Here is a 23,954-nt window from a genome sequence, read left to right as displayed (position 1 = left end):
GTTCATTTTACCTTTTTAGCTATTCATCTGTTCTAACTAATTCAATCTGTTCTATTCTCCATCCTTTATGATTGTTCAAAAGGAGGAAAACTACTATGATTATTGTTAACTTTATCTTGATGTGTTTGATCTTTGGAACGACTTTCCTAGCGATTAAAGTCGGAGTGGACGGAGGACTTCCACCGTTTTTTTCAGCGGGAATCCGTTTTTTTACTGCAGGATGTATCCTCTATTTCATAATGATGTTACGGAAAAAAGGGAACCTTTCTGTTCTATTGTCCAAAGAATCTTTTATTACAGGTAGTACGCTTACGTTCGGAACTTTCTCCACGCTCTATTGGGCAGAACAATATGTAACATCGGGGATGGGAGCCGTGCTCTCTGCGACAGGACCTTTAATGATCCTTCTGATTCAAACTCTTGTCCTGCGAATAAGGCTATCAAAACAGTCATTAGTGGGATGTATAATCTCTTTTATTGGTGTAATCATGTTATTGCTTCCTAACCTGAATATTTCTAAAAGCTACCTTTTGCTACTGTCCTGCTTACTTATTCTATTGGGTCAGCTTGCATTCGCTTCAGGAACTCTCTATTCGAAGAAAGTATCTGAACGTTTTTCTAATAGCTCACCAATCCTTTTAAATGCTTCACAGATGATACATGGAGGAATCTTACTCTTGGTTCTTTCCTTATTTAGTGAATCAATCTCTGTCGAGCAGCTAACAAACCATGTAACAATCGGATCTCTATTGTATTTAACTGTTTTTGGTTCCATGATCGCCCACACACTCTACTATTGGCTCGTCAAAAATACGGATCCAGTCTTTCCGTCGACATGGCTCTATATTTCTCCATTGATAGCCATAGGTTTAGGAACCTTAATCTATAATGAATACGTTAGTTGGATTATGGTTACGGGTGGATTAACCATTGTTTTAGGATTAATCATTATAAACGTCAGTAACTTGGAGATATTTTCAAAAAAAGCAAGAGTTCATCAGAGAGAAGGGTTATAAGATAATGAGAAGCAAGTTATTCTAGTACCTTAAACAAAATAAAATACAAACAAAGGTGCAAATCAATAAGTTGCCTATCACATTACTTAGGCAGCTTTTTTATTTAAGACAATAACCAAAGGCATACTCCATAAACTGGGTTATTTCATAAAAAGAGCACATATCTTGTTACAGATATGCACCCGTTTGTGGAATAAGGGTCTAGCCATATATATGGGTAGTAGCTATTTTACTTGACTGTCCAATTCTCAAAGTGAAGATAACTGCTTATGCTCAATTTTTTCCCATATGCACTGGCCTGCCCCACAAGTGGTGGACATATGGGAGCACCTTCTCCAAATACTTTACGTTAAGTTCTATATCCTAAAAGCTATAAATGCTAGCATGTTCGGGCTTTCAAACACATGTTTAGGAGTTGCCGCTATGCTTCCAAGTTCATAATTTTTGTTTTTCCCTTAACCTGCTTTAACGTAGCTACTATAAGAAAGCTAACAATCACTAATAAGAGCCATGAACTCACCTTTCCTACATGAACGAGACTCCATGCATCGGTTTGGTTTGGATATTCCCATGCTCCAAAAAACGTCGCGATATTTTCGGCAATCCATATAAAAAATCCGATGAGCACAAAAGAAAGTGCGAGTGGCATACGGTAACGAGTTCTATCAACCTCGTATGTGACCCATGATTGCCAAAAGACGATAATTACAAGTCCAGATAACCACCAACGAACGTCAATCCAATAATGGTGGGTGAAAAAATTCAAATAAATCACTGCTGTAAGAGGTACAACTACCAAAAACGGGGGCCACTTAACGAGTTCAACATTAAACCTCCTCCACGCCTGGCAAAGATAACTCGCTACACTTGCATACATGAATCCGCTGTACAAAGGCACTCCAAAAATTTTTACATATCCTTCCTCTGGATAAGACCAGGAGCCCATATGTACCTTGAAAAGTTCAAGAGCAAGTCCAATTAAGTGGAACAATGTGATAACCTTAAGTTCATCCATTGTTTCAAGCCCAGAACGCACCATCCACCACTGCATCAGAAGGCAGATGATGAGCAGCCAGTCATACCGTGGCAGGAAGGGAAGTGGCATGATTTGTGTAAAAGCCAAAGAGGCAAAAATAACGACAGGAAACAAGCATGATAGGGCCTGCTCCCAACCAAAACGAACGAGTTGTTCTAGTGCTCTCATGATTTGTGCCTCCAAAGTTTTTTTCTGAATATATTTAGTCCTGCTTAATGCTTGTCTTCATCACTTTTGTATTCTAAAATATCTCCAGGCTGACATTCTAAAGCCTTACAAATCGCCTCTAAAGTTGATAATCGAATCGCTTTTGCCTTTCCATTTTTCAATATAGAAAGGTTAGCCATTGTTATTCCAACTCTCTCCGAAAGTTCTGTTACACTCATTTTTCTTTTAGCCAGCATCACATCAATATTGATAATAATCGCCATATTATACACCTCAGACCGTTAAATCATTTTCTGATTTTATGTCAATCGCCTCTTGTAATAGCTTTTGAAGAACAGCGGCAAAGACTGCAATCACCATTGAAGCAAAAATCATGACCATTCCAATTAGTATGATACCTGGGGCGTCGTCCATCTCCGCTATAAGATAAAAGAGTGGCATACCTAGCACATACAAGATACTGAATGTGATTGCACAGTATTTTATTTTCTTTAAAGCTCTTACAGATAATTCCGAGAACGCTTTGTTCTTGTCAATATAGCTTAAAAGTTTAAAAGCTTGATAAAGAGCCAAATAAAAAGGTATCGCCGTTGCATACAAATCGATTAAAACAAGATATTTCAAATAAGCACGATCTGGATACAATTCTGCTGCAAAATTCGCTATCTCAGGTACCCAAAATATGCACAAAGCAAGAACTGGGATTCCCATCAGAAAAACAACTAACCTTAAGAAAATGGTTGAAGTTTGTTTACGTTTCATAAAAAGCACCTCACATATTTATTGTTAATTTGACTTTAACACACGATTTATTGTTTTACAATAAATCGTTATCGTACTTTATTATATTATTATTGTTAAAGAAATATCCGTTTAATTTTATAAAAAGAGAAAAAGCATTCCTCATTACAATGAAATGTGTTTAGGAATAAAAAAGTAGTTTAATTTTATTACTCTAAACACACATAACACCGTTCGATTATAGGAACGGTGTAATAAAATAATTGTTTAGTTTTCTTCGTCTTAAATAAATGTCTTTTACAATCAAAGTATACCTAGTCAATGTGGCAACAAGGAGTAATATCTCCATCTAACACATTGTTTTCTCGGAAGACAAAATGTCTTAAATGAGTTAATGATTTAATAAAGTTTATTGAAGATACTTCCCAATGTACCGTTTATTTTTATGTGAAACAGTGATACTACATAAGAACCTTAATAAAATTGACAAAAAACCAGAAAGAAAAACGTGGCATTCGTCAACAGTAAATGTTTGACCGAAGGGAATTTAAGGTGTTAATGAATTCGCTCATCCTGAACCCTCATACACATTAGTTCTGATGGATGGTAGTAATACAAACTAGACACGACACCAATTCATGTCCTATTATAAATCAGACACTAATCGGAGTCTTTTTATAACGCGAAAGTAAGGGAAGGATGATTTTGACCGATACAAATAAAATGAGGGATGTGTATGTTGCCGTTGCCTACCCTGGACGTGAACTGATTCATCTATTGGCAGACCTAGAAGATTACCTCTTCAGGAATTGACATCAGTAAAGCCAAAAAGTGACAGAAAGAATTGGAGAAATTGAGAATATTTCATTCTTAACTATCAACTGATCGAAAAATTGAAGGGGAGTGTTCCTTGATGACAAATAGTAGAATGAATCCTAAGGTTGATGAATTTTTAGGTAAAGCTAAAAAGTGGAAGGAAGAATTTGAGAAGTTGAGAAATATCGTTCTTGACTGTGAGCTGACCGAAGAATTTAAGTGGATGCATCCTTGTTACACGTTTGAAGAAAAAAACATCGTTTTAATACATGGATTTAAAGAATATTGTGCGCTTCTGTTTCACAAAGGTGCCTTGTTACAGGATGCCCATGGGGTTCTAATCCAACAAACGGAGAATGTACAGGCGGCGCGCCAGATTCGGTTCACCAATGTTCAAGAAATAGTTGAAATGGAAACCATATTGAAAGCCTATATTTATGAAGCCATTGAAGTGGAAAAAGCTGGTTTGGAAGTGAATTTTAAAAAGAATACTGAATTCATAATTCCTGAAGAGCTTCAAAATAAATTCGATGAGATCCCTGCCTTGAAAACTGCTTTTGAAGGATTGACCCCGGGACGGCAAAGAGCATACATTCTTTATTTTTCTCAACCCAAACAATCCAAAACTCGAGAGTCAAGGGTTGAAAAATGTATGCAGAAAATTCTCAATGGAAAGGGATTAAATGATTGCACTTGTGGACTATCTCAAAAGCAGCCCAACTGTGACGGCTCGCACAAGTCTATTCGATGAGAAAATAAATTAACCAAACTTCAAGATATTACCTCACTTTACGTTCATTCGAACTCCTTTTTAGATCGCAGGGAACACTCAATCAAATAATTTAAAATGGAAACAAAAAAGTGCTCTGTAGAGTATAAGCAAACTACCTTGTATCAGGCTTACGCATTACCAGCTAACAGTGCTTTCGAGTAAAGTTCATTGCAAAATACATAGTGCTGCCAAAAACTTGTATGATGTATATTACATTTTTGCTGTAAACTAAACGAACATATGGTATAAATCTTTACAACAAAACCCCTTCTCTTTTTTGAGAAGGGGTATTTATTGCTTAATGCTTTTTTATACTTACACTATGGCTTTAAAAATCGTTAAGATAATTCCTATTAAAAAACCGCAAATTGCTCCATTCACTCTAATCCACTGTAAATCTTTACCTACATTATTTTCCATGATATCGATAAGAGTTTCGTTATCCAGTTTTTCAAGGTTTTCTTTTACAAGAATACCTATTTTCGAATGGTTTTTTTCAATCAAATAGGAAATTTGTTTTTGTACCCAACTTTCAATCATGTCCATTTTTTCAGGATCATGTTTCATTCTCTCAATGAGGTCTTTAAATAATGGAAGCACATACTGCACTATAAATTCTTTTTCTTGGGTTTGCAGAATCAATTTATTTTGTAGCTGTTCCAAAATGTTTGTAATTTGATCAGCAGGATTCCAATTTTTTATCAGGTCATCTTTCCATATATTTATATCAGCAACGAGCTTTTCTCTATCTTGCACATTTTCTAATTCTTTGCGAATCCGATTAAGGATCAAATACCTATATGGATTATCAGACTCTTGTAAGAGAATGATCCTCTTAAGAATAAATGGTTGAAGTATATTCCCTAGCTTTTCTGCGTTAATTAAATTGCTAAAAGATTGAATAGTCATTTTTAAAAAGCCATCTGCTTCAGTATTGTCCAGCAATTGTTTAGCCATAATACCGATTTTTACTTTCGTATCTTCTTTTGCCATCCACTTTTCAGTCTCAGCCAGGATATAATCCAATGCTTTTTCATCCAAATTTCTTTTGAGAGCTTGATTGATTAGGGATTGAAGAAAACCCGCGGTATCTAATGTAAGAATACGGTTCTTTAGCTCTTTTTCTATAAACGGAGCGATGTTTTTTGGATTAACATGACTGATAGCCTGTTGGAGTATAGATCTTATCCCTTTATTAAAAGTAACTGAATACAATTCTTTCTCTGCAAGTTGCAATAATTTCTCTGTAATTTTAAATTGTTTCAGTTTCCCCTGAATACTTTCTTTCGTTAGCCAATTATTTTCAAGCAGGGATATAATAGCCCTTAGCATTCTATCTCGGTTTTTTGGAAGCAGTGCAGTGTGTGGAATCGGGATACCAAGAGGATGGCGAAAAAGAGCTGTAACAGCAAACCAGTCTGCCAGTCCTCCTACTAAACCCGCCTCAAATCCTCCTTGTAATAACCGGCCAATGAATGAGTCTTGAAAAGGAATACTTATGAGAAATCCAGCACCCATAACTCCTAATGAAATTTTCGCAAAGTATTTTGATTTTTTATCTTTTTTCTCCATTATAACTTCCCTCGAACGGCTTTAATTTGATTAACTATAACATAAAAGAACAGAATGAGTATTGTTCCATCTTTCCCTAGAAGGACTTAATTTATTTGACTTCATTTTCATTCAAAATATTACCTGGATTATCTATATTACCACTTTACCTCTTTTCATTTTAATAAATATAATTTTAACATTTATTTCCTGAATAAAGGTGTTATTTTCCCCTTCCATATTCCATAATCTGGCCCAATTATTGAATAAAAAAGAGAGCTGTTATCAGCCCTCTGGATCTTTAACTAAAGCACCCGTTTGTTGAATAACTTTAAATTTGTATTTGTAATTTCAAATAATATCTACCTAGATTCCTTTTTCTATTGTCTGGCTAATTTATCCCTGTCACTTGCTAAAGGCGGTTCTTCCATCCAACCGTTGTTAATCATAAGATTTGCCCCGTCTTCGGCGTATTTTGCAATTTCTGCCGACAATCTAACGTAATGTGCGGATAAATCACGTCTGGTACATGTCGCTAAACTCGTTCCGTAGTATCCCATCCCAATAGCAGTTAGATAAGAGGTGGAAGCTAACATTAGTTTGTCAGAGAATGGTGAAGTCGTTGAAGCAGTTACCTGTGTGTCCCAAGTCATTGGTGAAGGAAGGTCAGCTTCACTCAATATTGAACCAAATATTTCAATATGCTTGGAAGAGATATCTTTTCCTCTAACCATGTATTTTCTTACTTCTTTTGAATTAGATGCTTGACTAAATCCAATCATAGTCGCTTTACCTAACGCATTACGTTGAATATTTGTGTACAGATTAGTAATTTCCATTGCTGTTAATGGCCTTCGATTACCTAGCCATCCAGTCATGTAACTTTGTTGTTGAACAAATGCTACTTTTTCAGGGGGATTTATATAGGGTGCACGAATGAAAATACCTTTTGATAATGATAGATCCTTTGCCATTGTATTGAATTGACTAAGCTCTGCAAGACATTCAGCGTAATATTGATTAATATCTGAACGAACGGCTAATGTCTGAGAGACACTATAATAATTTAAGGCAATTTCACCCATACTTTGAATGAAATGAAGCATAAAAGTGTCTGAAAATAACCGTGGGGCTTTAATGTCCACATCTTCTTCTTCTTTGAATCCATGTGGAACTGGCCAATTTTCCTTTTCAAATAATGTGGTTAACTTTTGAATATGAGATTCTGCCAAGTCTAATGCATGTTGAATAATAGGGCGAATTTGCGTATCTTCAACTTTCTCTAAAAAATATAGAAAAAAACATTTTGACATAGTGCTATTTATATACGAAGTCCATAGCTGCGAAATTTCCGCTGACGTTAATTTAATATTATGTTCTGTGTCCATTTTTTAGTTCCTCCGTTTCTTTTTACAGTCTATCTAATTACTATTGGCATTGAAGGAACTTTTTATTTACGTTATATCGAGTAAGTTGTTTTTTGAATTTGCACCCGATTGTTGAAGAGGCATTTAAGAATAGGTTAGTCTTCATATAAAAATGAGGTATCCCTTGATTCTAATATTTGTGCTGCACTCTTCTGTAATAAGGCAATAACCTTATCTGACAGTGCATTTCCGAAGCTAAATCGTTTGACACCTAATTCTTTAAGCTCGTTACAATTTGTTAATCCAGGTAATGATAATACATTAAGGGGAGCATTTACTTTAGCAGCGATTTCTTTTATCTCATCCCTTTGAATTAAGCCAGGGACAAAAATTCCACTTGCCCCACTCTCTACATAGGCCTTTGCTCGCTCTATCGTTTCTAAAAAAGGATTTTTCTTTTGAAAATATGTATCAGTTCTAGCATTAATATAAAAATCTTTATAGCCGTTCTGCTCTAAAGCCGTTCTCATTTTTGATACAAGGTTACAGTGCTGAGAAATCTCTTTTAATCCTTTTTGTTTTTTGAGAGAATCCTCAATATTGATGCCCGCTACACCTACATCTGCCACCCTTAAAACATTATCAACAATCGTTTCTATATCTTCACCGTAACCCGCTTCAATGTCTGCGGACACAGGTATTTTCACATTCTCTGTAATTGTTTTAATGATTCCTAAATGTCTTTCAAAATCGATCAATTCACCATCCGCATAGCCAAGCGAGTTTGCAATTCCCCAACTAGTTGTACCAATTGCTTTGAAGCCTGCTTTTTCAAGTATTAAAGCGGATAGTAAATCCCAAGCATTACCTAAAATTAATAATTCCTTTGACTTATGTAACTCATTGAATTTCTGAATTTTAATCATTTTATTACCCCTTTATGTTTGGTTGAACTCATTTTAACAGGGGATTCTAATTCATTTCGTCCTCATTCTTGCACTTATCATCTAAAGAATAAGATTTTTGCAACCAAGCCTCCCATCACATTTTGACAAGTTATTAAATTTTTCCTTATTCCAATCCTGTCCTTTGTTCAATAAAAAGAGCACTTCTCCTCCTTAGAGAAATGCACCCGTTTGTTGAATAACTACTTGTTTATTCATGATTTCTATAATGGGATAGATTGTATAAACCAAAAGAATTAAAAAATATGTCATCTTCCTCATATCTGAAATCATCAATGAAGTGAATCTTGTATCTTGGTGACTCTTCTTCCAAGCTAAAAGTTGCCCCATCTTTAAATGTTGGTCGATCTACAATGTTATATAGATTAAAGTTGTTTAATAAATCTGCGGCCTCATCTGCTGAGATTATGGAAGGGACCACAACGTCAGGTAATCCAAAAGCTTTCATCCCACAGGAATAAAAAACATCATTATCACCAATTAGAGTGACAAAATGTGAATAAATCGGAAAGAAATCTTGATTATCAAACAGCTGAAACCAGTCTTCTTTCGTATGTGCTACTCCTGTTGTTTCAATTTTCACCGCTAATCCGCCAGCTTTTAATAACGCAGCTGCGACATCTATTATTTCTTTTATGCCTTCGATGCTGTTCTTATTTGCAAAAACATAAACGGTAAAGGTGTGCTTATCAATTTCTTCTAGAAGACTATTTTCAAAAGAATCCCCACCTGCATAGAAAAAAGCTTCTTTTAAATTTGGATCTTGTTCATAAACTTCTACCTGAAAACCAATGTTCTTATTTCCATTATGAATAATAGACCCCGCCAATAAATACCCTTCACTTTTGGCTGCTACAGACTGAATTAACTCAGTTCTATTTTTCCATTGACCAGGAATACCAATAACAACTTCCGCTTCAACCATATAAACACTTCCTTGATCACTTAATTAGTTCTTTACAATGTAATTGCTTCCCCAATAATTCAATAAAAAGAGCACTTCTCCTTCTTAGAGAAATGCACCCGTTTGTTGAAGATCATAATTTAGAAGAATCAACATTTTAAGCTATAATTTTACTTTGGCTTAATAAACATTGGGGTATAACCCATCACAATGTCTGCTTTTTCTCTTTTTGGAACCAGGCATCTAGTAACTCTTGCTCTTTTTCAAGCGATATCCCTGTTTTTCGCTTTGAATCTTGCCTCGTTTTCTCCCATTGATACACATCATGTATTGTTTCTTCAAGGGGACGGAAGGAAAGCCCGGTGTCTAAAGCTTTTTTTACGCTTATGCCCATTTTCCACGGTTCAGTTTCTCCTTCTAACGGGAAATGTTCAGGGATCCATAACGGCATTTCCGTCCACGGCTGTATTTGATGATTCAATACAAATTGTTCAGCTACCCAGACAAATTCAGCATCGCTGTTTGTAACCGCTTTACACGTGTTTAAAAGCTCTTCTATCGTCAATTCATAATCAGGGCCTGTAACATTGAACGTTCCAGCTTTTCTTTTTTTCACCATATCGAACACCCATGTTGCTATATCTTTCACGTCGATTAGTTGAATTGGACGGTCCGGACTTCCGGGTACCACTATGTTTCCACCTTCCGCCACACGTTGAACCCAGTATGGGAGCCGATCCGTATAGTCAAACGGTCCAACAAGCTGACCTGCCCTGATATGCAACACGCGCCCCGGCCAATATTTTTCTGCTTCTGCTTCGCATAGCACTTTCAACACGCCGTAATGCTCATAAGGAGAAATTCTCCCTTCCTCAACGTCTTTCAATATCTCTTTCAATCGATCCGATGGCATGGACTGTAAATGATAGTCTTCCGCGATATTGGACGGAATCCAATCTTTATAAACAGAGATGCTTGAAATGTATGTATAATGTTCGATGCTATTCCCTAGCACAGCTGCGATTTTGTTAATTTGGTGGGGAGCGAATCCACATGTGTCTATAACGACATCCCATTTCCTGTTTTCGAGCTGTGATACATCTCCGTCTCTATCACCGATGAGCTGTTCCACTTCGGAAAACGCCTCTTTACTGTTCCCGCGATTAAATAATGTGATTTCATGCCCTCTTTTCAATCCTTCTTCTACCAACGCTTTTCCTAAAAAACGAGTACCTCCCAATATAAGAACCTTCATACTTTTCCCCCATTCCTTTAATTGCCTACAAAGTTCATTCGTTTTATATAACGTTTTTCCTTCTTAGAGTGTATGAAAAAATGGGTATGTTTGTTAAAAAAACATGTATTTATAAGCTATTTATTTCTTTGCATTCTTCCACAATTTGGCCCGTTTGTTGAATAAAAAAAGACCTCACCCTTTCGATAAGCTCAAAGAAACCTTTAATAAAACCTCAAACTGTCTTACAATCCCTATCTCGAACGGTCATGCAAGATCGATGTTTTAAACGTTCAGTTAACTCGAAGAAAAAATCAAGTTCATCCGATTGACCTGTTATACGATCTGCCTCGATTGTTAACGAACTCATTCAATCACTCCGATTTTTCATTTTTCCTATGATAGCCTGTTTTGCACGGATAAATAGATAGCAGAATGGCCAGATATCTCTGTTTACCATTAAAACCCTAAAATTCAGGAGGAAAACTGGAATTTGGGGTAATGAAACAAAACATTTCCTCCAACAAAATGTTTTTTTTCCTGTTAGCCAGTTCGATTTAACTAGTAAACCATTAAATAATCTTCTAAACCAGTAATAAAGGATCATAAAATCCCGATTTAAACTGTATTAAAAACCCCAATTTACTTCTACCAACTGTACCCCTAACATTAATCTATGAAAACTCAGAAATTTTAAATTATTTACAAAGAGGTGAAATCTAAAATTCATATCGAACAGCCTTTTTAAAAGAACGTACTGAGGAACTGACAAGTACTCTGCAAACCTTTGACGGTTAAATCAATTAATCGAGTATTGAAGATTAAATATGGGAAGAGGTATCCTATGAAAATTTCAAAAATGTATTGGTTCAAGAAAGCTGTTAAGGGCTGTACAGCAACTGCTATATTTACCACCCTGCTATTCCCTTCCTACCAAGTCCCTCCTGTTTCTGCTACCGATGTATCAAGCCAGAAGTCTGAAGATATCTTACGTTCATTAACTTCAGAACAACGAAATGCATTAAAAAAGCTGCAGGTTACCGAAAATGCCGGACTCCAAGGGTTTGATAAAAAAGACTTAGAAAGTGATGAGGAACTGACTGTTATCGTCGAATTCAAATCCAAGCCAGCAAAAGTAGCAGTCCTTGAAGCAGCTATGGATGGAAAGAGCTTGACGATTGGACAGGCAAAAAGGAATGTTGATCAGGAGCATTCTGCTTTTGAAGAGGAAATAAAACGAATTGTCCCAACAGCTAAAAAGCAAAGCAGCTACAAAATTACTCGTCATTTCAAGACCGTCTACAATGGGGTTTCAATGAAACTCGCGGCAAATGAAGTGGAGCAACTTCTTCAATCTGATGCTGTAAAAGCTGTTTATAAAAGTGTTCCGTTTACAGTAAAACCGCCTCTAGATGAAGATTTTGCCAAAGAAGAATCTACTAAAAGAGTAGAGAGCATTCCATTTCTAGGAGTAGATAAGCTTCATAAAGAAGGCATTACGGGGAAAGGTGTGAAGGTCGGGGTCATCGATACGGGAATCGATTATACACATCCTGATTTAAGAGATGCCTACAAAGGCGGATATGATCTTGTAGATAACGATGCCGATCCAATGGAAACGACCTATAACGATTGGAAAGAGTCTGGCATGCCAGAGTTTAATGGAAACCTTGCAAGCTATTATACGTCTCATGGTACGCATGTATCAGGAACAATTGCAGGACAATCAAAAAACACTGGAGGTGTAGCTGTAATCGGAGTTGCTCCTGAGGCTGATGTATACGGATACCGTGTTTTAGGTCCATATGGATCCGGAGAACTGGAAGATATTCTGGCAGGAATCGAAAAAGCGGTCGAGGATGGCATGGATGTCATAAACCTTTCTTTAGGTGCAAATATAAATGATCCGATGTATCCAACAAGCACAGCTGTCAACTATGCGGTGCTTCAGGGAGTTACAGCAGTTGTTTCTGCAGGGAACACCGGATCTAACTCATACACACTTGGAACGCCTGGAGCTGCTGCTTTGGCGCTGACTGTCGGAGCGAGCAGCACGCCTATACCTGTGGCAAAATATTCAGGAGTACTCAAAGATTCTAATAAAGCTTTTCATTTAAGCAATCTTTACACAGACTTTGTAACAGACTTAAGTGTGTTCAACAACCAGACGCTGGAAGTCGTGGATCTAGGTGTCGGAAAAGAAATCGATTACGCCAATAAAGATGTAGCAGGAAAAGTAGTGTTTGTAAATACAGGAGAAATCGGAACACAATCCAAGACGGTATATGCCAAGAACCACGGTGCGCGCGCTATCATCGCTTATAACAACAGGCCTAATGAAGGTCCGACACCGTTTGTGAAAGAGGATCAAAATTTTATTCCTGCCTTTTCCATGAGTTATGAACAAGGTCTGGAATTAAAGGCACAGATTGCAGCCGGCCATAACCTTATGACATTTAAAGATTTTAAAGAAGTATATACAGAAGGCGACAAGCTCGCTGCTTTTAGCTCTCGTGGGCCTTCTCGAAGTAACTACGATATTAAACCAGAGTTGACTGCGCCAGGTGTAAGTATCTTATCGAGTGTACCTGCGTATGCGATTTATAAGAATGATCCAACCAATTATCAATTTGCTTATAGCAGAATGTCCGGTACATCAATGGCTGCTCCCCATGCAGCAGGAATTTCCGCTCTATTGTTGCAGGCAAATCCTGAGCTTCAGCCAAACGATGTCAAAACTATTTTGATGAATACAGCTAAACCGTTGGCAGAAAACTATAGTGTATTTGAAGCTGGTGCAGGGCGTGTGGATCCTTACCGTGCTGTTCATGCTGGAATGAAGCTTCAGGTACAAGATGAAACACCAATTCCATTAAATGAAAAGGACGTTCTAATAAAAGAAGAAACAGGCGGACTAAGCTTCGGGAATCATTATGCCGGAGAACAAATTGTTATTGAAAAGTCCTTAACATTTTCAAATATGGAGAACACAAAGAAAAAATTTGATGTCGACGTTCATTTCCAAACAGATATAAAGGGATCTCTTGATGCGGTTGCCAATGATGTGAAAGTAGATGTCCCTCAAGTCATTCCTGTTCAGTCTGCAAAGTCAAAGAAAGTTCCTGTCTCTATTACAGTTCCAGCTGCTGCTAAAGCAGGTGTATACGAAGGATACATTAACATAACGAACCAGGAAAACGATGATGAACACTATCGGATTCCATTCAGCGTTCGCACTACGGAAGAAGGCTTTAACTCTACTTCCCTTTCTTCTTACGCCATTTCACCGCCGTATTTGCATGTGAAGCGTGTCTATCAAGCTACTTCTAATGTTTCGTTGAATTTTAACATAAAAGCACCTATGAAAAAGATAGATCTGGTTCTAGTGGATGGGAAGACAGGAGCAGAAATGGGATATATCGGAATGATTACTACCGATAACCTCTATGATAGACAAACGTATAATGTTCAGTATGCATTTGAAGGAACGTATTTTGCATTCACCGGAGATCAAGAACAGCCCCTCTCCTTTAAGAAAAGTTATGCAAAACCTGGACCGTACCGCTTAAAAATCATAGGTACAAGCACAAGGGATCGAATTTTCATAAATTACAATGATGTATATATCGACCATAATAACTCAACGATCAAGACGTCCTTAGATGAAAAAGAATCTCCTGTCATTGAATATCAGCCAGGGCAAAAAACTGTTCCTCTTCAAGTCAATGTTTTTGATGAAGAAGTGGAACAAATGAAGGAAGCGGGCATGGATGTAAATCAAGCTGTCAACAGGATCAATTATTCGATTAACGGAAACTTTAATCCTGTCCTCCCACTAAAGGAGGATGGAACGATAGACCTTAGTGTGCCGATGAATGAAGCCATCCCATTCTTGCGCTATACATTGAATGGGCTTGATGCGGCGAACAACTCTACTGCAAAAATGAATTACTACTTTGTCAAAGCAGGTACACCTTATGGATATGTAATGACAGAAAAGACGAACGTAAAAATGGGTGATTCAGTATCAGCCACACTTGTTCTGAATAACGTGGAGATGTTAAAAAATGCAGAATGGACGCTCAGCAACATCGGGCAAAGCTTTGAAATCCTGGAAGCAACGCCGAATGAGGCACTTGCAGACTATGGTTCGTCCAAAGTGGACATTGAAACAAATGGCAGCACTTCTAAAGTGAAGCTCACTATGGATCGAACAAAACCAGTGAGCGGAAACATACCTGCCATTAATCTGACATTAAAAGTAAAGGATACTGCATTTTCAGTAAGTGCCGCTGTAAATCCGACAGTTTCGTATATGAACGAGTCGGGTAATCAAATTCCCCTTGCTTCTGCAGGAATAGAGTGGATGATACAGCCAACTTTCTCTGAAGTATATGGTACATTAAGAGCGGAGGCAATTGCCTATAATGCTGATTGGAGAAAGGTTGGGGCATCCATCCGATTGATCAATGACAATGGCACCGTATATGATGGTTCGTCTACCCTTCTCCCATATGGGGATTACCGTATCTCTAAGCTTCCAATCACTGACAAAACGTTTGTTTGGGAACTGTCACTCCCCGGTCATTTTAAAATGAAGAACGAAATCCCTGTAGGTGTCGAGAAAAAGGGCATCATTTGGGGACAATCGCTGCAATTCTTTAATGACCTGCCAGTTGCCGGAGATGTGAATCAGGACGATGTGATCGATATTTTGGATGCATTGGCTATCCAAAAAGCTTGGAACACAAACGACAGGGAAGCAGATATTAACTTCGACGGCATTGTGAACACAGAAGATATACAGTTCGTTGTCAAACATTACCTAAAACAAAATTCTGATGCCGAAAATCCTCCAAAACCTCTTGAACAAGCTGAAGGCAAGACACTGGAAGATATTTTAAGGGAATTGCAAATTGCAGCTTAACTTGTAGATTATATTATTAAAAGAGGATGACCCAAATATATGGGTCATCCTTTTCGTTACTTCAATGACGATTTGATGGAAATAGTGTTTCGCATCATAAATGATCTGTTTTAACAAGAGTCTTCCAAGACCATTTCTTCGATAATCCCTAGAAACATAGAACCATCAAGATTTTTTCTTGTAGCCTCTTTAGCGAAAAGCGAGCGAATTTCATCAAAAACATCCATTTAGGTTGCGATAACAGAGCGTTTATTTCTGCTTGGTTTTTTTGACTAATACTCACTATATCTTCAAATTTGTTTAGCCACTGGATCTTATCAGTATCTTTAAACCACTTGTTGAAATCTCACCAAAAGCAAACTAGATTTCCCAGATCTCGAAACACCTGTTATAACAGATAAACAGTTTGCAGGTAAAACTAATTACCTGGCAGTTGGATACCGCGCCAGCCGCTTACATCGCATTGTCCATATTCATTATCACCCACAGCAACCACCGTACCGTCCGATTTAAGCCCGAGAGAATGAGCGCAACCCGCCGCTACCGCCACCATATCACGCCAGCCGCTTACATTGCATTGGCCTTTATTATTTCGACCCACAGCCACCACCGTACCATCCGATTTAAGGCCGATGGTATGATTACTACCCGCCGCTATCGCCACAATACCTCGCCAGCCGCTTACATCGCATTGGTCATGCTTATTCCAACCCACAGCCGCCACCGTACCGTCCGATTTAAGCCCGACGGTATGAAGGTAACCCGCCGCTGCCGCCACTATGTCGCGCCAGCCGCTTACATTGCATTGGCCATACCGATTATTACCCACAATCGTCACCGTGCCGTCTGATTTAAGCCCGACGGTATGCCAGTCACCCGCCGCTACCACCACCATATCGCGCCAGCCACTCACATTGCATTCGCCTTCATTATTTCGACCCACAGCAACCACCGTGCCATCCGATTTAAGCCCGACGGTACGACGCCAACCCGCAGCTACCGCCACAATATCGCGCCAGCCGCTTACATCGCATTGGTCATGCTTATTCCAACCCAAAGCCACCACCGTGCCGTCCGATTTAAGCCCGATTGTATGAGCATTACCCGTGTTCGTCGCCATATGAACATTACCAGCCGCGACCGACACAATATCGCGCCAGCCGCTTACATCACATTGGCCATATTTATTATCACCCACGGCCGTCACCGTTCCGTCAGATTTAATCCCAACGGTATGACGATGACCCGCCGCTATGGTATCTTTAGGCCACCGTTTTTGTTTCAGATTTTTTTCATAAGCATTCCGAATTTCAATATTCATTTTCCTCACCTCACTAATAACTCCTTATTATCGGAATAATGTTATAAAATTTTTGATTATGAAATAATGAAAAATCCTTTTTTCCGTTTTTCACCCTATTTTTCGGATGTTATTTAATGTATTTCTATTTCCTTGTTCAACTATCCTGCACCTTTAGTTTAAGTACATTTTTTTACAATCTCTTCTATATATTTAACATGAAAATCCATTTATCTTGAAAATGAGTTATTCAACAATCTGGCCCGTTTGTGGAATAAGATGCAGCATTTTTTAACCACAATAAACCCCCACTCTTTTAATAGTGGGGGTTACAAAATTTAGTTCACATCAAAGTTGTTCAGTTCACGTTCGAGTTGTATGGTACCAATGCAGTTACCGACTTTGTTGTCATTTAACATGCATGCTGTTGTTAAATAAAAAAGTTCTTTACTGTAACTGTCCAATACATTTGTTTTTGAACAAATTGATATTAAACATTAATTTGAAAGATCTTTACTAGCTGTAACAAATGTAACTATTCTCTATTCTTATGAGATAAAAAAGTTCTTTACTAATTCTTATTCAATTAACGCACCCGTTTGTGGAATAAGAATTTATTGTTTATCCCATTAATTTAGTAATAAAATACTTAAATATAAAATAACCACCCTATAAAAAGAGCTGCCAATAAAAAGAAGATAATTGCTAATTGTTTATTCATTAAGGATCTTCTCCAATCAAATTTAACCTATGCCCTTCATACCTCTCTTATAATTCAATAAAAAATGCACTTCTCCTTCTTGAAGAAATGCACCCGTTTATTAATAAGATGGAGTATAGATTCTGTCAGTATCAGTATCAATAACAAAATCGACTTCTAATTCTTCATCATAAGGTATTTGCTCAAACTTATGGAGTCGACAAAAAACATCAGGAAAATCTCGGATATCAGACAATAGTTTTTTGATTGCATATACATTTGCTTTAACTCATGTTTAGAACATTTTCTACCTAAAATAAGCACCTGATGAAAAAAACCATCAATTTCTACTATCAATATAATCTCGACTGGTTGCTAACCAATCAATATAGTTTTGAATATTTAATATAATTCCCTTTGGAGTACCGTTTTCCTTCTTCAACTAAAGCACCGGTTTGTTGAAGATGGTAGAACAGTACTAAATTAAATCTTTAGCTCGATGCTTTCTAATTATTTTCTTTGTTCGATTTTCTCATTTGCTGGTAAGAAGACTTCAATTAATAATGCACTTCTCCCTTCTGAAGAAATGCACTGATTGTTTGATATGAATAACGGTCCACCATATTCTAGCAGAGTACTAGTGCTCATAATTATTATTAATAATGGCAAGGACTTGATGATCTTCCCACTTTCCGTTTACCATTACATTTTTCTTTGCAATTCCCTCTTTATGAAATCCAGTCTTCTCTAATATTCTTATGGATCCGATATTATGAGGCATTACTTCAGCTTCGATTCGATGCAACTTAATTTGATTGAATCCAAAGTCAACGATTAATTTAAGAGCCTCTGTCATATAGCCCTTTCCGTTCCGCTCTTTATCAAGAGAGTATCCTACCATCGCCTTTTGGGCAGGACCTCTTTCCAGCTTAAAAAAACCAATTTGACCGATGAGTTCATTGTTTTCATTAAGGTATATACCAAAGGAGTATCCTAAATCCTTTTCTCTGTTCTCCTCCATCTTTTCCAGTCTTTTCACTTGTCCTTCCAACGTATAAAAATCAGAATCACGATTTGGCGCATATTGATTAAAAAACTCCTTGTTCCTTGTTTCAAGTTCTAGTAAAGATTCAACTTCACTCCGATCCACCGGATTTATATAAACATTCATACCTTTTATCATTAACCAGACCTCCAAAATTTGCAGTTACCATTTAAACAACACTGTACCTTAAGTTCAATAAAAAAGAGCACTTCTCCTTCTTGAAGAAATGCACCCGATTGTGGAAGATCATTGCAAAGCCTTATTTAACAAAAGCACCCGTTAGTTTAAGTACATTTATTCACAATACAAAGTCTAAATAAGGGCTATAACTTTAGAAACTTCATTGCTTGAATTAAAGTGTGACAATAATCGGACCATTTTTAGTAAGGATAATCGTATGTTCTAATTGAGCTACATAGCTTTTTTCTGTAGCATAGGTCCAACCGTCTTCTTTTTGGAATACTTCTTCTTCAAAGGTTGAGATAAATGGTTCGAATGCGATAACCATCCCTTCCTTTAATATTTCATTATCCCATGGATCATTATAATTTAAAATATGGTCAGGTGCTTCGTGTATTCTACGTCCAACACCATGTCCTGTAAGGTTTTTGATAACAGTGAATCCATGCTGTTTCGCTGTTTCAAATACTGCTTTTCCGATTCTACTTTTTTTGGAACCGGGTTTTGCTTTCTTAAGACCTGCTTCAAATGCCTTTTTAGCAACGTCGCATATTCTCGTTAATACTTCTTCTCCTTTTCCTACTACAAATGAGATTCCTGTATCTGCGAAATAACCGTTCTTTGAAGCAGATACATCTATATTTACTAGGTCCCCTTCATGAATAACCCGATGACCCGGAATACCATGTGCCACTTCTTCATTAAGACTAATGCAAGTAAAGCCAGGAAAATCATATTCACCTTTTGGAGCTGAAACTGCACCTGCTTTTTCTAAAAGTTCTCCGGCTATATCATCAAGTTCTTTGGTCGTTATGCCAGGAATTGTTCTTTGTACCAATTCATCTCTAATTGAGGCAATAATTTTGCCAATTTCTTTCAAACCATTAAAATCTTCTTCTGTTTTTGCAATCATTTTTTTCCTACCTCATTATCTTTTATCATCAATAAACTAAATAAGTATTAATTGTACCTTTACATTCTTGAAAAATAATAGCAATGTAAATTATTTGGTACAATACCCCTCATCTGAATTTTTTCTTCGATCAAGAAAAAGACCACAAAAAGGATCTGGTACATATGAATATACTAGTAATTGGATTTACCTTCCACTTTTCTTATAGAACTAAACTCGTTACTTTAAGTGAAAACCTTCACATTATCCACCAATCTTAAATTTTGTTAAATGAACCATTTCTTCCTTGGTATCATCTCGGAAATCATCCCACTTTAATGGAGGATTAAACATCTGAAAATCTCCTTGGTATTTTCCTATACGTTGTGATATGCGAAATCCATTATTTTCATAAAATTTTTCTGTTTCTTCTACAAAAGGGGTCCAAAAATGATAATGAAACAGCACAATATTCACCTCTATTAAAACCAAACCTATTTTCTTACCTATTCGATACAAAATTAATAATTTTTCCTTGAATCAACTAACGTGACGCACTTCTCCTTCATAAAGAAAAGCACCCGTTTGTTGAATAAGATAAATTAATATTTAGTCGTTATTTTTAATTAGAATTTGATTGTTAATATGATGTTCCATATGTTCAAGGTAGTCCTGTATAAGCCACTCTAATGTTTTTTGATGGTTATTACCAATATTACAAAGATAAGATAATTTCTTGACGGGAATATTTATAATTATATTTATAACTTGCTTATTTAGTGTTTGAAAAAGATTTAGAATTTCATTAAGTGGTCTATCTTGATAATTCTGAACTACCACCCATTGTTCTTGATTATACGACTGGATAACATAAGGTTGTTCTGCATATTGAATTTTTACAAACCTCTCAATATTATTTATTGCAGAGTCACAAAGATGTCCTAGGATTTCTTTTTTAGACCATTTATTTGGTGATGGTCGATTAGATATTTCTATTTCAGACATTGAGTTGTACTCTTTTGGTAATGATTGTATCCAGTGGTTTATTTGATTAATTACATTTTCCATACTCCTACCACCCCTTCAATTACAATATTCGTTTAATAAACTTAATATCCCTTATTCAACTAAACTGCCACTCTTGAGTAACGGCAACTGCCTTGTGCAACAATCGCACCCGTTTGTTGAATAAGAAAAGTCTCATTATTTTATATCATAAGATAATCTATCAAAACTTCTCTGCATCAGGTCTACTTGTTTTTATGTTAATACGTATAATAATCCTGTGAATGTACAACTTTGAATCCTACTGCTTTATATAATCCAAGAGCATGGTCATTTTTCGTTTCAACTTCTAAGTGTACCGAATGCCCAGCTGAACTTTGATCTTTTATGACTCGGCGCAACACTTTCCTGCCGATTCCTTTACCTTGATGCTCTGGCAAAATGGAAAACCCATATATCCAAGCTTGCCCATCTTTTCGTGAAACACGAATTTTCCCTACTGTTTTTCCATTCACATCGATCATTAACATATCGGTGTTCCCCTCTTTGTCGAACGAATGTTCCATCGATAGGGCATCTTCTTGGGTCATTCCGAATGCTTCAACGGATAAACGTATACGCATGTCTAAATCATCTACTTTTGCTTGTCGAAGTGTTAAACCCTCTACTGGTTCTAATGTTCTTACTTGCCACACCATTTGATGTTCTGAAAATTTATAATTAGCACCTACTTTATACAAAAATGCTTTTGCTGCATTTGATCCCGCCGGTGTATTCAATAAGATTTTTTTATATTGTTTTTGTTTAGCTGTTTCCATTCCTTTTTGGAACAACAGATGGAAGTGTCCCTTCCGTCGTTCACTTGGTTTTACCATACCGCAAACTTCGACTGTAGATCCAAAAGGATACAAACCTAAAAACGCGACAAGTTCGTCTTTTTCATAATGAAGAAAGTCTAGTTGATAAGAGTCGCGGTTCTCTAGCATATCCCAGTTAAGTTTTAGCTGTAAATTATCATGTGTCTCGCACACTTTTTGTAGATTTTTTATATCTTGAAGTTGTTTTTTCGTTAACATAGTTATCTCCTTTATTTTTTAATCGTGTAAAATTGTATCCTAATCACTACTATGAGATTCTATATGATTTAGGGGTTATCCTTTTCAAAGAATAATGGTAAAAATAGATGGATTTTTACTTCCCTTAAAATGAAAGGCATTAGTGAAAATCCTTGTTGCTGTTTTAATACAAACCTGCAATTAACTCAGGATTTATTCGATATGGATACACTACATAAATAGGGTGTATATCTTGTTACAGATATGCACCCGATTGTTGAAGATTACTATAGCTTCTATTAAGTTAATTAAATAGTTAGATTTTCTTCTGGATTCTTGTCAATAACCTGAGAACCTATCATTAAATTAATCCTGTACAGCTATCTTCACATTCTGCTTTCTAATTCCAAACCCTAAAGCAATTGCTGCGCCAATACAGCTAGAAAAGCAACCAGCAAACAAATACAATGATGGATCTGACTCACCGATCAAAACGGAAGCTATCCCTCCAATCGCCGGGAAAAGTGCAACCATATAGCCACTTTGAGCTCCTCCAATTTTTTCTACAAGCTTTAAATAGAATAACCATGCTGCAAATGAAGCAACCAGGGTTAAATATATCAAGGCAGATAAGTATGAAACCGATGTTGGAAGTATAAATTCTTGTCCTTGAAATAATACAATTACTCCCATCAATATACTGCCCACTGTAAATCCAATTGCATTTGCATAGATAGGATTAACCTTCTGTCTTGCATTTCTTGCCGAGCTGGCGTCACCAACTGCTGTAAGAATCGTACCTAAGATCGCAACTAAAATTCCTCTTATATCATTGAACCCTTGGAAATTGTTCAAAGTTGGATATATGAGAATACACACGCCCAATACACCTAAAATTCCCCCAAACAAAACCCGTGAATGTAACTTTTCTTTTAAAAAAATCCGGAGAGCAATTGGGGTTAAAATCACTTTTAACGAAAAAACCAATGTTACAATTGCAGCAGAACTCAAAATTGTAGCGTAATAAAGGCATAAGTAGCTTAATGCAAAGTTACATATACCAAACACCATTACAAATGAGATATCTTTTCTTGTTGGCCTCCCCTTTGGTCGAAGGAACCCAACAAGAAGTAAAAATAAAAAGGCTGTCATAACTAAACGATACGTTAAGGATAACTCCAAGCTGACTGGAGTTCCTTGAATTTTTACTGCAATAAAGTTAAGTCCCCATACAATCAAACAAAATATGTACATAAATATGGTCATTAATTTTCCTCTTTCTGCTGTTCTTCTCTTGATTAACGTACAATTAGTAATTGTAGCAAAACACACCAGTTTTGTTCATATCTTCTTTGCACTCAGTAATCTGGCCGTTTTCATAAAAAAGAGCAAATTTCTTGTTACAGAAATGCACCCGATTGTTGAACAAGATAAATAAAAAACATAATTTCAGCTTTAATACGACCTTCCCATCAACATAAATCCTTAATGGTTGAATAAATTGCATTTAGAGTCATTAAAATTAAGTAAAGCTCAACTAATGAGGAGTGGGAAATGAAAAAATTCATTAGCTTTAAACTGGCAAGTAATATTATAATCACTATCAATACATTAGCGCTTTTAATGCATATACTGATACTTCTAAAAATTGTACCACATCATTTTGTTTGGGGAGGACGATTAAAGAGTACGGCGGATTTAATCATCTTTGAAAGTATTTCGATAGTTGCGCAAACACTTTTTATTTCAATTATTGCTGTAAAAGCGGGATATATTTTCAAAGGAAAGTTCAAAAGAACTGTAAAAGTCGGTACATGGGTAATGTTTGGACTTATGGTGCTTAATACAATAGGAAATTTAGTTTCAAGCTCTGGCTTGGAAACAATGGTAATGACTCCAATAACCAGTTTACTAGCACTTTTGGTATTCAGATTAGCAATTGAAAAATAATATTACGAAAAGACCACAAAGGTCTTTTTTCTTTGGCTTGAAATCAACACAAAAGATAACAGAGCCATGATTCTAAACTGCTAGTATAGCAATCCATAAGAATCAACCCAAGTTGAATTATGCTAAAATGTAGTAAATGTATAATGTAGATATCCCTCATGAACAAAGGAGTACTGAAAATGAGAAAACTCGTTCTATTTCTGCACGCATCGCTTGACGGTTTTGTAGAAGGGCCGAATGGTGAAATGGACATTGGCTGGGTTACCTACGATGCTGATTTGGAGAAACACGCGAAAGAAATTCTGAGTACTGCCGACACTGTCATTTGGG

At 36.7% G+C, this 23,954-nt stretch carries 22 protein-coding genes and 1 pseudogene; 6 read left to right on the top strand and 17 right to left on the bottom strand.

The genetic code is table 11. From position 1 onward, the window contains the following. Positions 1-95: 95 nt before the first annotated feature. Positions 96-1,016: a DMT family transporter gene (locus tag IEV52_RS20150; RefSeq protein ID WP_188404388.1), complete on the top strand. Its 921-nt coding sequence runs from the start codon at positions 96-98 to the stop codon at positions 1,014-1,016. A 421-nt stretch (positions 1,017-1,437) separates the two neighbouring features. On the opposite strand, the gene IEV52_RS20145 is transcribed toward IEV52_RS20150, so the two are convergent. From IEV52_RS20145 to IEV52_RS20135, 3 genes are read right to left on the bottom strand one after another with little or no spacing between them, the layout of a single operon-like run. Then, entirely contained in the window at positions 1,438-2,220 is a 783-nt protein-coding gene (locus tag IEV52_RS20145) for a DUF817 domain-containing protein (RefSeq protein WP_188404387.1), read from the bottom strand. Positions 2,221-2,264: 44 nt separating this feature from the next. Next, the gene (locus IEV52_RS20140; protein WP_188404386.1) at positions 2,265-2,483 is read right to left on the bottom strand and encodes a helix-turn-helix domain-containing protein; all 219 of its coding nucleotides are present in this window, start codon (positions 2,481-2,483) and stop codon (positions 2,265-2,267) included. Between the two features lie 10 nt (positions 2,484-2,493). Then, positions 2,494-2,982, bottom strand: coding sequence for a DUF2975 domain-containing protein (locus tag IEV52_RS20135; RefSeq protein WP_188404385.1), 489 nt, complete (start codon positions 2,980-2,982; stop codon positions 2,494-2,496). 892 nt (positions 2,983-3,874) lie between these two features. On the opposite strand from IEV52_RS20135, the gene IEV52_RS20130 reads away from it, so the two are divergent. After that, a complete protein-coding gene (locus IEV52_RS20130) occupies positions 3,875-4,528 on the top strand; it encodes a DUF1801 domain-containing protein (RefSeq protein ID WP_188404384.1) in 654 nt (217 codons plus the stop codon). 336 nt (positions 4,529-4,864) lie between these two features. On the opposite strand, the gene IEV52_RS20125 is transcribed toward IEV52_RS20130, so the two are convergent. From IEV52_RS20125 to IEV52_RS22635, 6 genes are all read right to left on the bottom strand, one after another. Further along, a complete protein-coding gene (locus IEV52_RS20125) occupies positions 4,865-6,121 on the bottom strand; it encodes a DUF445 domain-containing protein (protein WP_188404383.1) in 1,257 nt (418 codons plus the stop codon). A 359-nt stretch (positions 6,122-6,480) separates the two neighbouring features. Next, positions 6,481-7,488 carry a DUF3231 family protein gene (locus IEV52_RS20120; protein ID WP_188404382.1) on the bottom strand — a complete coding sequence of 336 codons (1,008 nt, stop codon included), beginning with the start codon at positions 7,486-7,488 and terminating at the stop codon, positions 6,481-6,483. A 134-nt stretch (positions 7,489-7,622) separates the two neighbouring features. Next, complete coding sequence (locus IEV52_RS20115; RefSeq protein WP_188404381.1) at positions 7,623-8,393, bottom strand: isocitrate lyase/PEP mutase family protein; 771 nt, start codon at positions 8,391-8,393, stop codon at positions 7,623-7,625. Between the two features lie 229 nt (positions 8,394-8,622). Next, on the bottom strand, positions 8,623-9,357 hold the full coding sequence (locus tag IEV52_RS20110) for a DUF4261 domain-containing protein (protein ID WP_188404380.1): 735 nt from the start codon (positions 9,355-9,357) through the stop codon (positions 8,623-8,625). Between the two features lie 184 nt (positions 9,358-9,541). Next, positions 9,542-10,591, bottom strand: a complete 1,050-nt coding sequence (locus tag IEV52_RS20105; RefSeq protein ID WP_188404379.1) for an SDR family oxidoreductase — start codon at positions 10,589-10,591, stop codon at positions 9,542-9,544. A 214-nt stretch (positions 10,592-10,805) separates the two neighbouring features. Continuing rightward, positions 10,806-10,940: a hypothetical protein gene (locus IEV52_RS22635; protein ID WP_268234797.1), complete on the bottom strand. Its 135-nt coding sequence runs from the start codon at positions 10,938-10,940 to the stop codon at positions 10,806-10,808. A 474-nt stretch (positions 10,941-11,414) separates the two neighbouring features. Between IEV52_RS22635 and IEV52_RS20100 the strand changes: the two genes are divergently transcribed. Beyond that, complete coding sequence (locus IEV52_RS20100) at positions 11,415-15,497, top strand: S8 family serine peptidase (RefSeq protein WP_188404378.1); 4,083 nt, start codon at positions 11,415-11,417, stop codon at positions 15,495-15,497. Here the strand turns inward: IEV52_RS20100 and IEV52_RS22840 are convergent. The 8 genes from IEV52_RS22840 to IEV52_RS20065 form a co-directional block, all read right to left on the bottom strand. Continuing rightward, positions 15,471-15,614, bottom strand: a complete 144-nt coding sequence (locus IEV52_RS22840) for a hypothetical protein (protein WP_373869446.1) — start codon at positions 15,612-15,614, stop codon at positions 15,471-15,473. The two genes, IEV52_RS20100 and IEV52_RS22840, sit on opposite strands and share 27 nt — an antisense overlap. A 301-nt stretch (positions 15,615-15,915) precedes the next feature. Next, positions 15,916-16,818 carry an RCC1 domain-containing protein gene (locus tag IEV52_RS20090; protein WP_188404377.1) on the bottom strand — a complete coding sequence of 301 codons (903 nt, stop codon included), beginning with the start codon at positions 16,816-16,818 and terminating at the stop codon, positions 15,916-15,918. Positions 16,819-17,135: 317 nt separating this feature from the next. Then, positions 17,136-17,261, bottom strand: coding sequence for a hypothetical protein (locus tag IEV52_RS22630; protein WP_268234796.1), 126 nt, complete (start codon positions 17,259-17,261; stop codon positions 17,136-17,138). Positions 17,262-18,134: 873 nt separating this feature from the next. Next, the gene (locus IEV52_RS20085) at positions 18,135-18,680 is read right to left on the bottom strand and encodes a GNAT family N-acetyltransferase (protein ID WP_188404376.1); all 546 of its coding nucleotides are present in this window, start codon (positions 18,678-18,680) and stop codon (positions 18,135-18,137) included. Positions 18,681-18,894: 214 nt separating this feature from the next. Continuing rightward, on the bottom strand, positions 18,895-19,635 hold the full coding sequence (gene map / locus IEV52_RS20080; protein ID WP_188404375.1) for a type I methionyl aminopeptidase: 741 nt from the start codon (positions 19,633-19,635) through the stop codon (positions 18,895-18,897). A 588-nt stretch (positions 19,636-20,223) separates the two neighbouring features. Continuing rightward, on the bottom strand, positions 20,224-20,682 hold the full coding sequence (locus IEV52_RS20075; protein ID WP_188404374.1) for a DinB family protein: 459 nt from the start codon (positions 20,680-20,682) through the stop codon (positions 20,224-20,226). Positions 20,683-20,879: 197 nt separating this feature from the next. Continuing rightward, entirely contained in the window at positions 20,880-21,695 is an 816-nt protein-coding gene (locus IEV52_RS20070) for a GNAT family N-acetyltransferase (protein ID WP_188404373.1), read from the bottom strand. 345 nt (positions 21,696-22,040) lie between these two features. After that, positions 22,041-22,940: a DMT family transporter gene (locus tag IEV52_RS20065; protein WP_188404372.1), complete on the bottom strand. Its 900-nt coding sequence runs from the start codon at positions 22,938-22,940 to the stop codon at positions 22,041-22,043. Positions 22,941-22,968: 28 nt separating this feature from the next. Between IEV52_RS20065 and IEV52_RS20060 the strand changes: the two genes are divergently transcribed. The 3 genes and pseudogenes from IEV52_RS20060 to IEV52_RS22685 all read left to right on the top strand — a co-directional run. Beyond that, on the top strand, positions 22,969-23,112 hold the full coding sequence (locus tag IEV52_RS20060) for a hypothetical protein (protein ID WP_188404371.1): 144 nt from the start codon (positions 22,969-22,971) through the stop codon (positions 23,110-23,112). A 116-nt stretch (positions 23,113-23,228) separates the two neighbouring features. Continuing rightward, positions 23,229-23,624 (top strand): hypothetical protein, encoded by a 396-nt coding sequence (locus IEV52_RS20055; protein WP_188404370.1) that lies wholly within the window; start codon positions 23,229-23,231, stop codon positions 23,622-23,624. Positions 23,625-23,803: 179 nt separating this feature from the next. Continuing rightward, a pseudogene (locus tag IEV52_RS22685) lies at positions 23,804-23,954 on the top strand (dihydrofolate reductase family protein); the annotation flags it as partial.

This window comes from Fictibacillus barbaricus, assembly GCF_014635025.1.
Lineage (GTDB): Bacteria > Bacillota > Bacilli > Bacillales > Fictibacillaceae > Fictibacillus > Fictibacillus barbaricus.
Note: the sequence above shows the minus strand (reverse complement) of the source record. Positions and strands in the feature narration are given on the sequence as shown.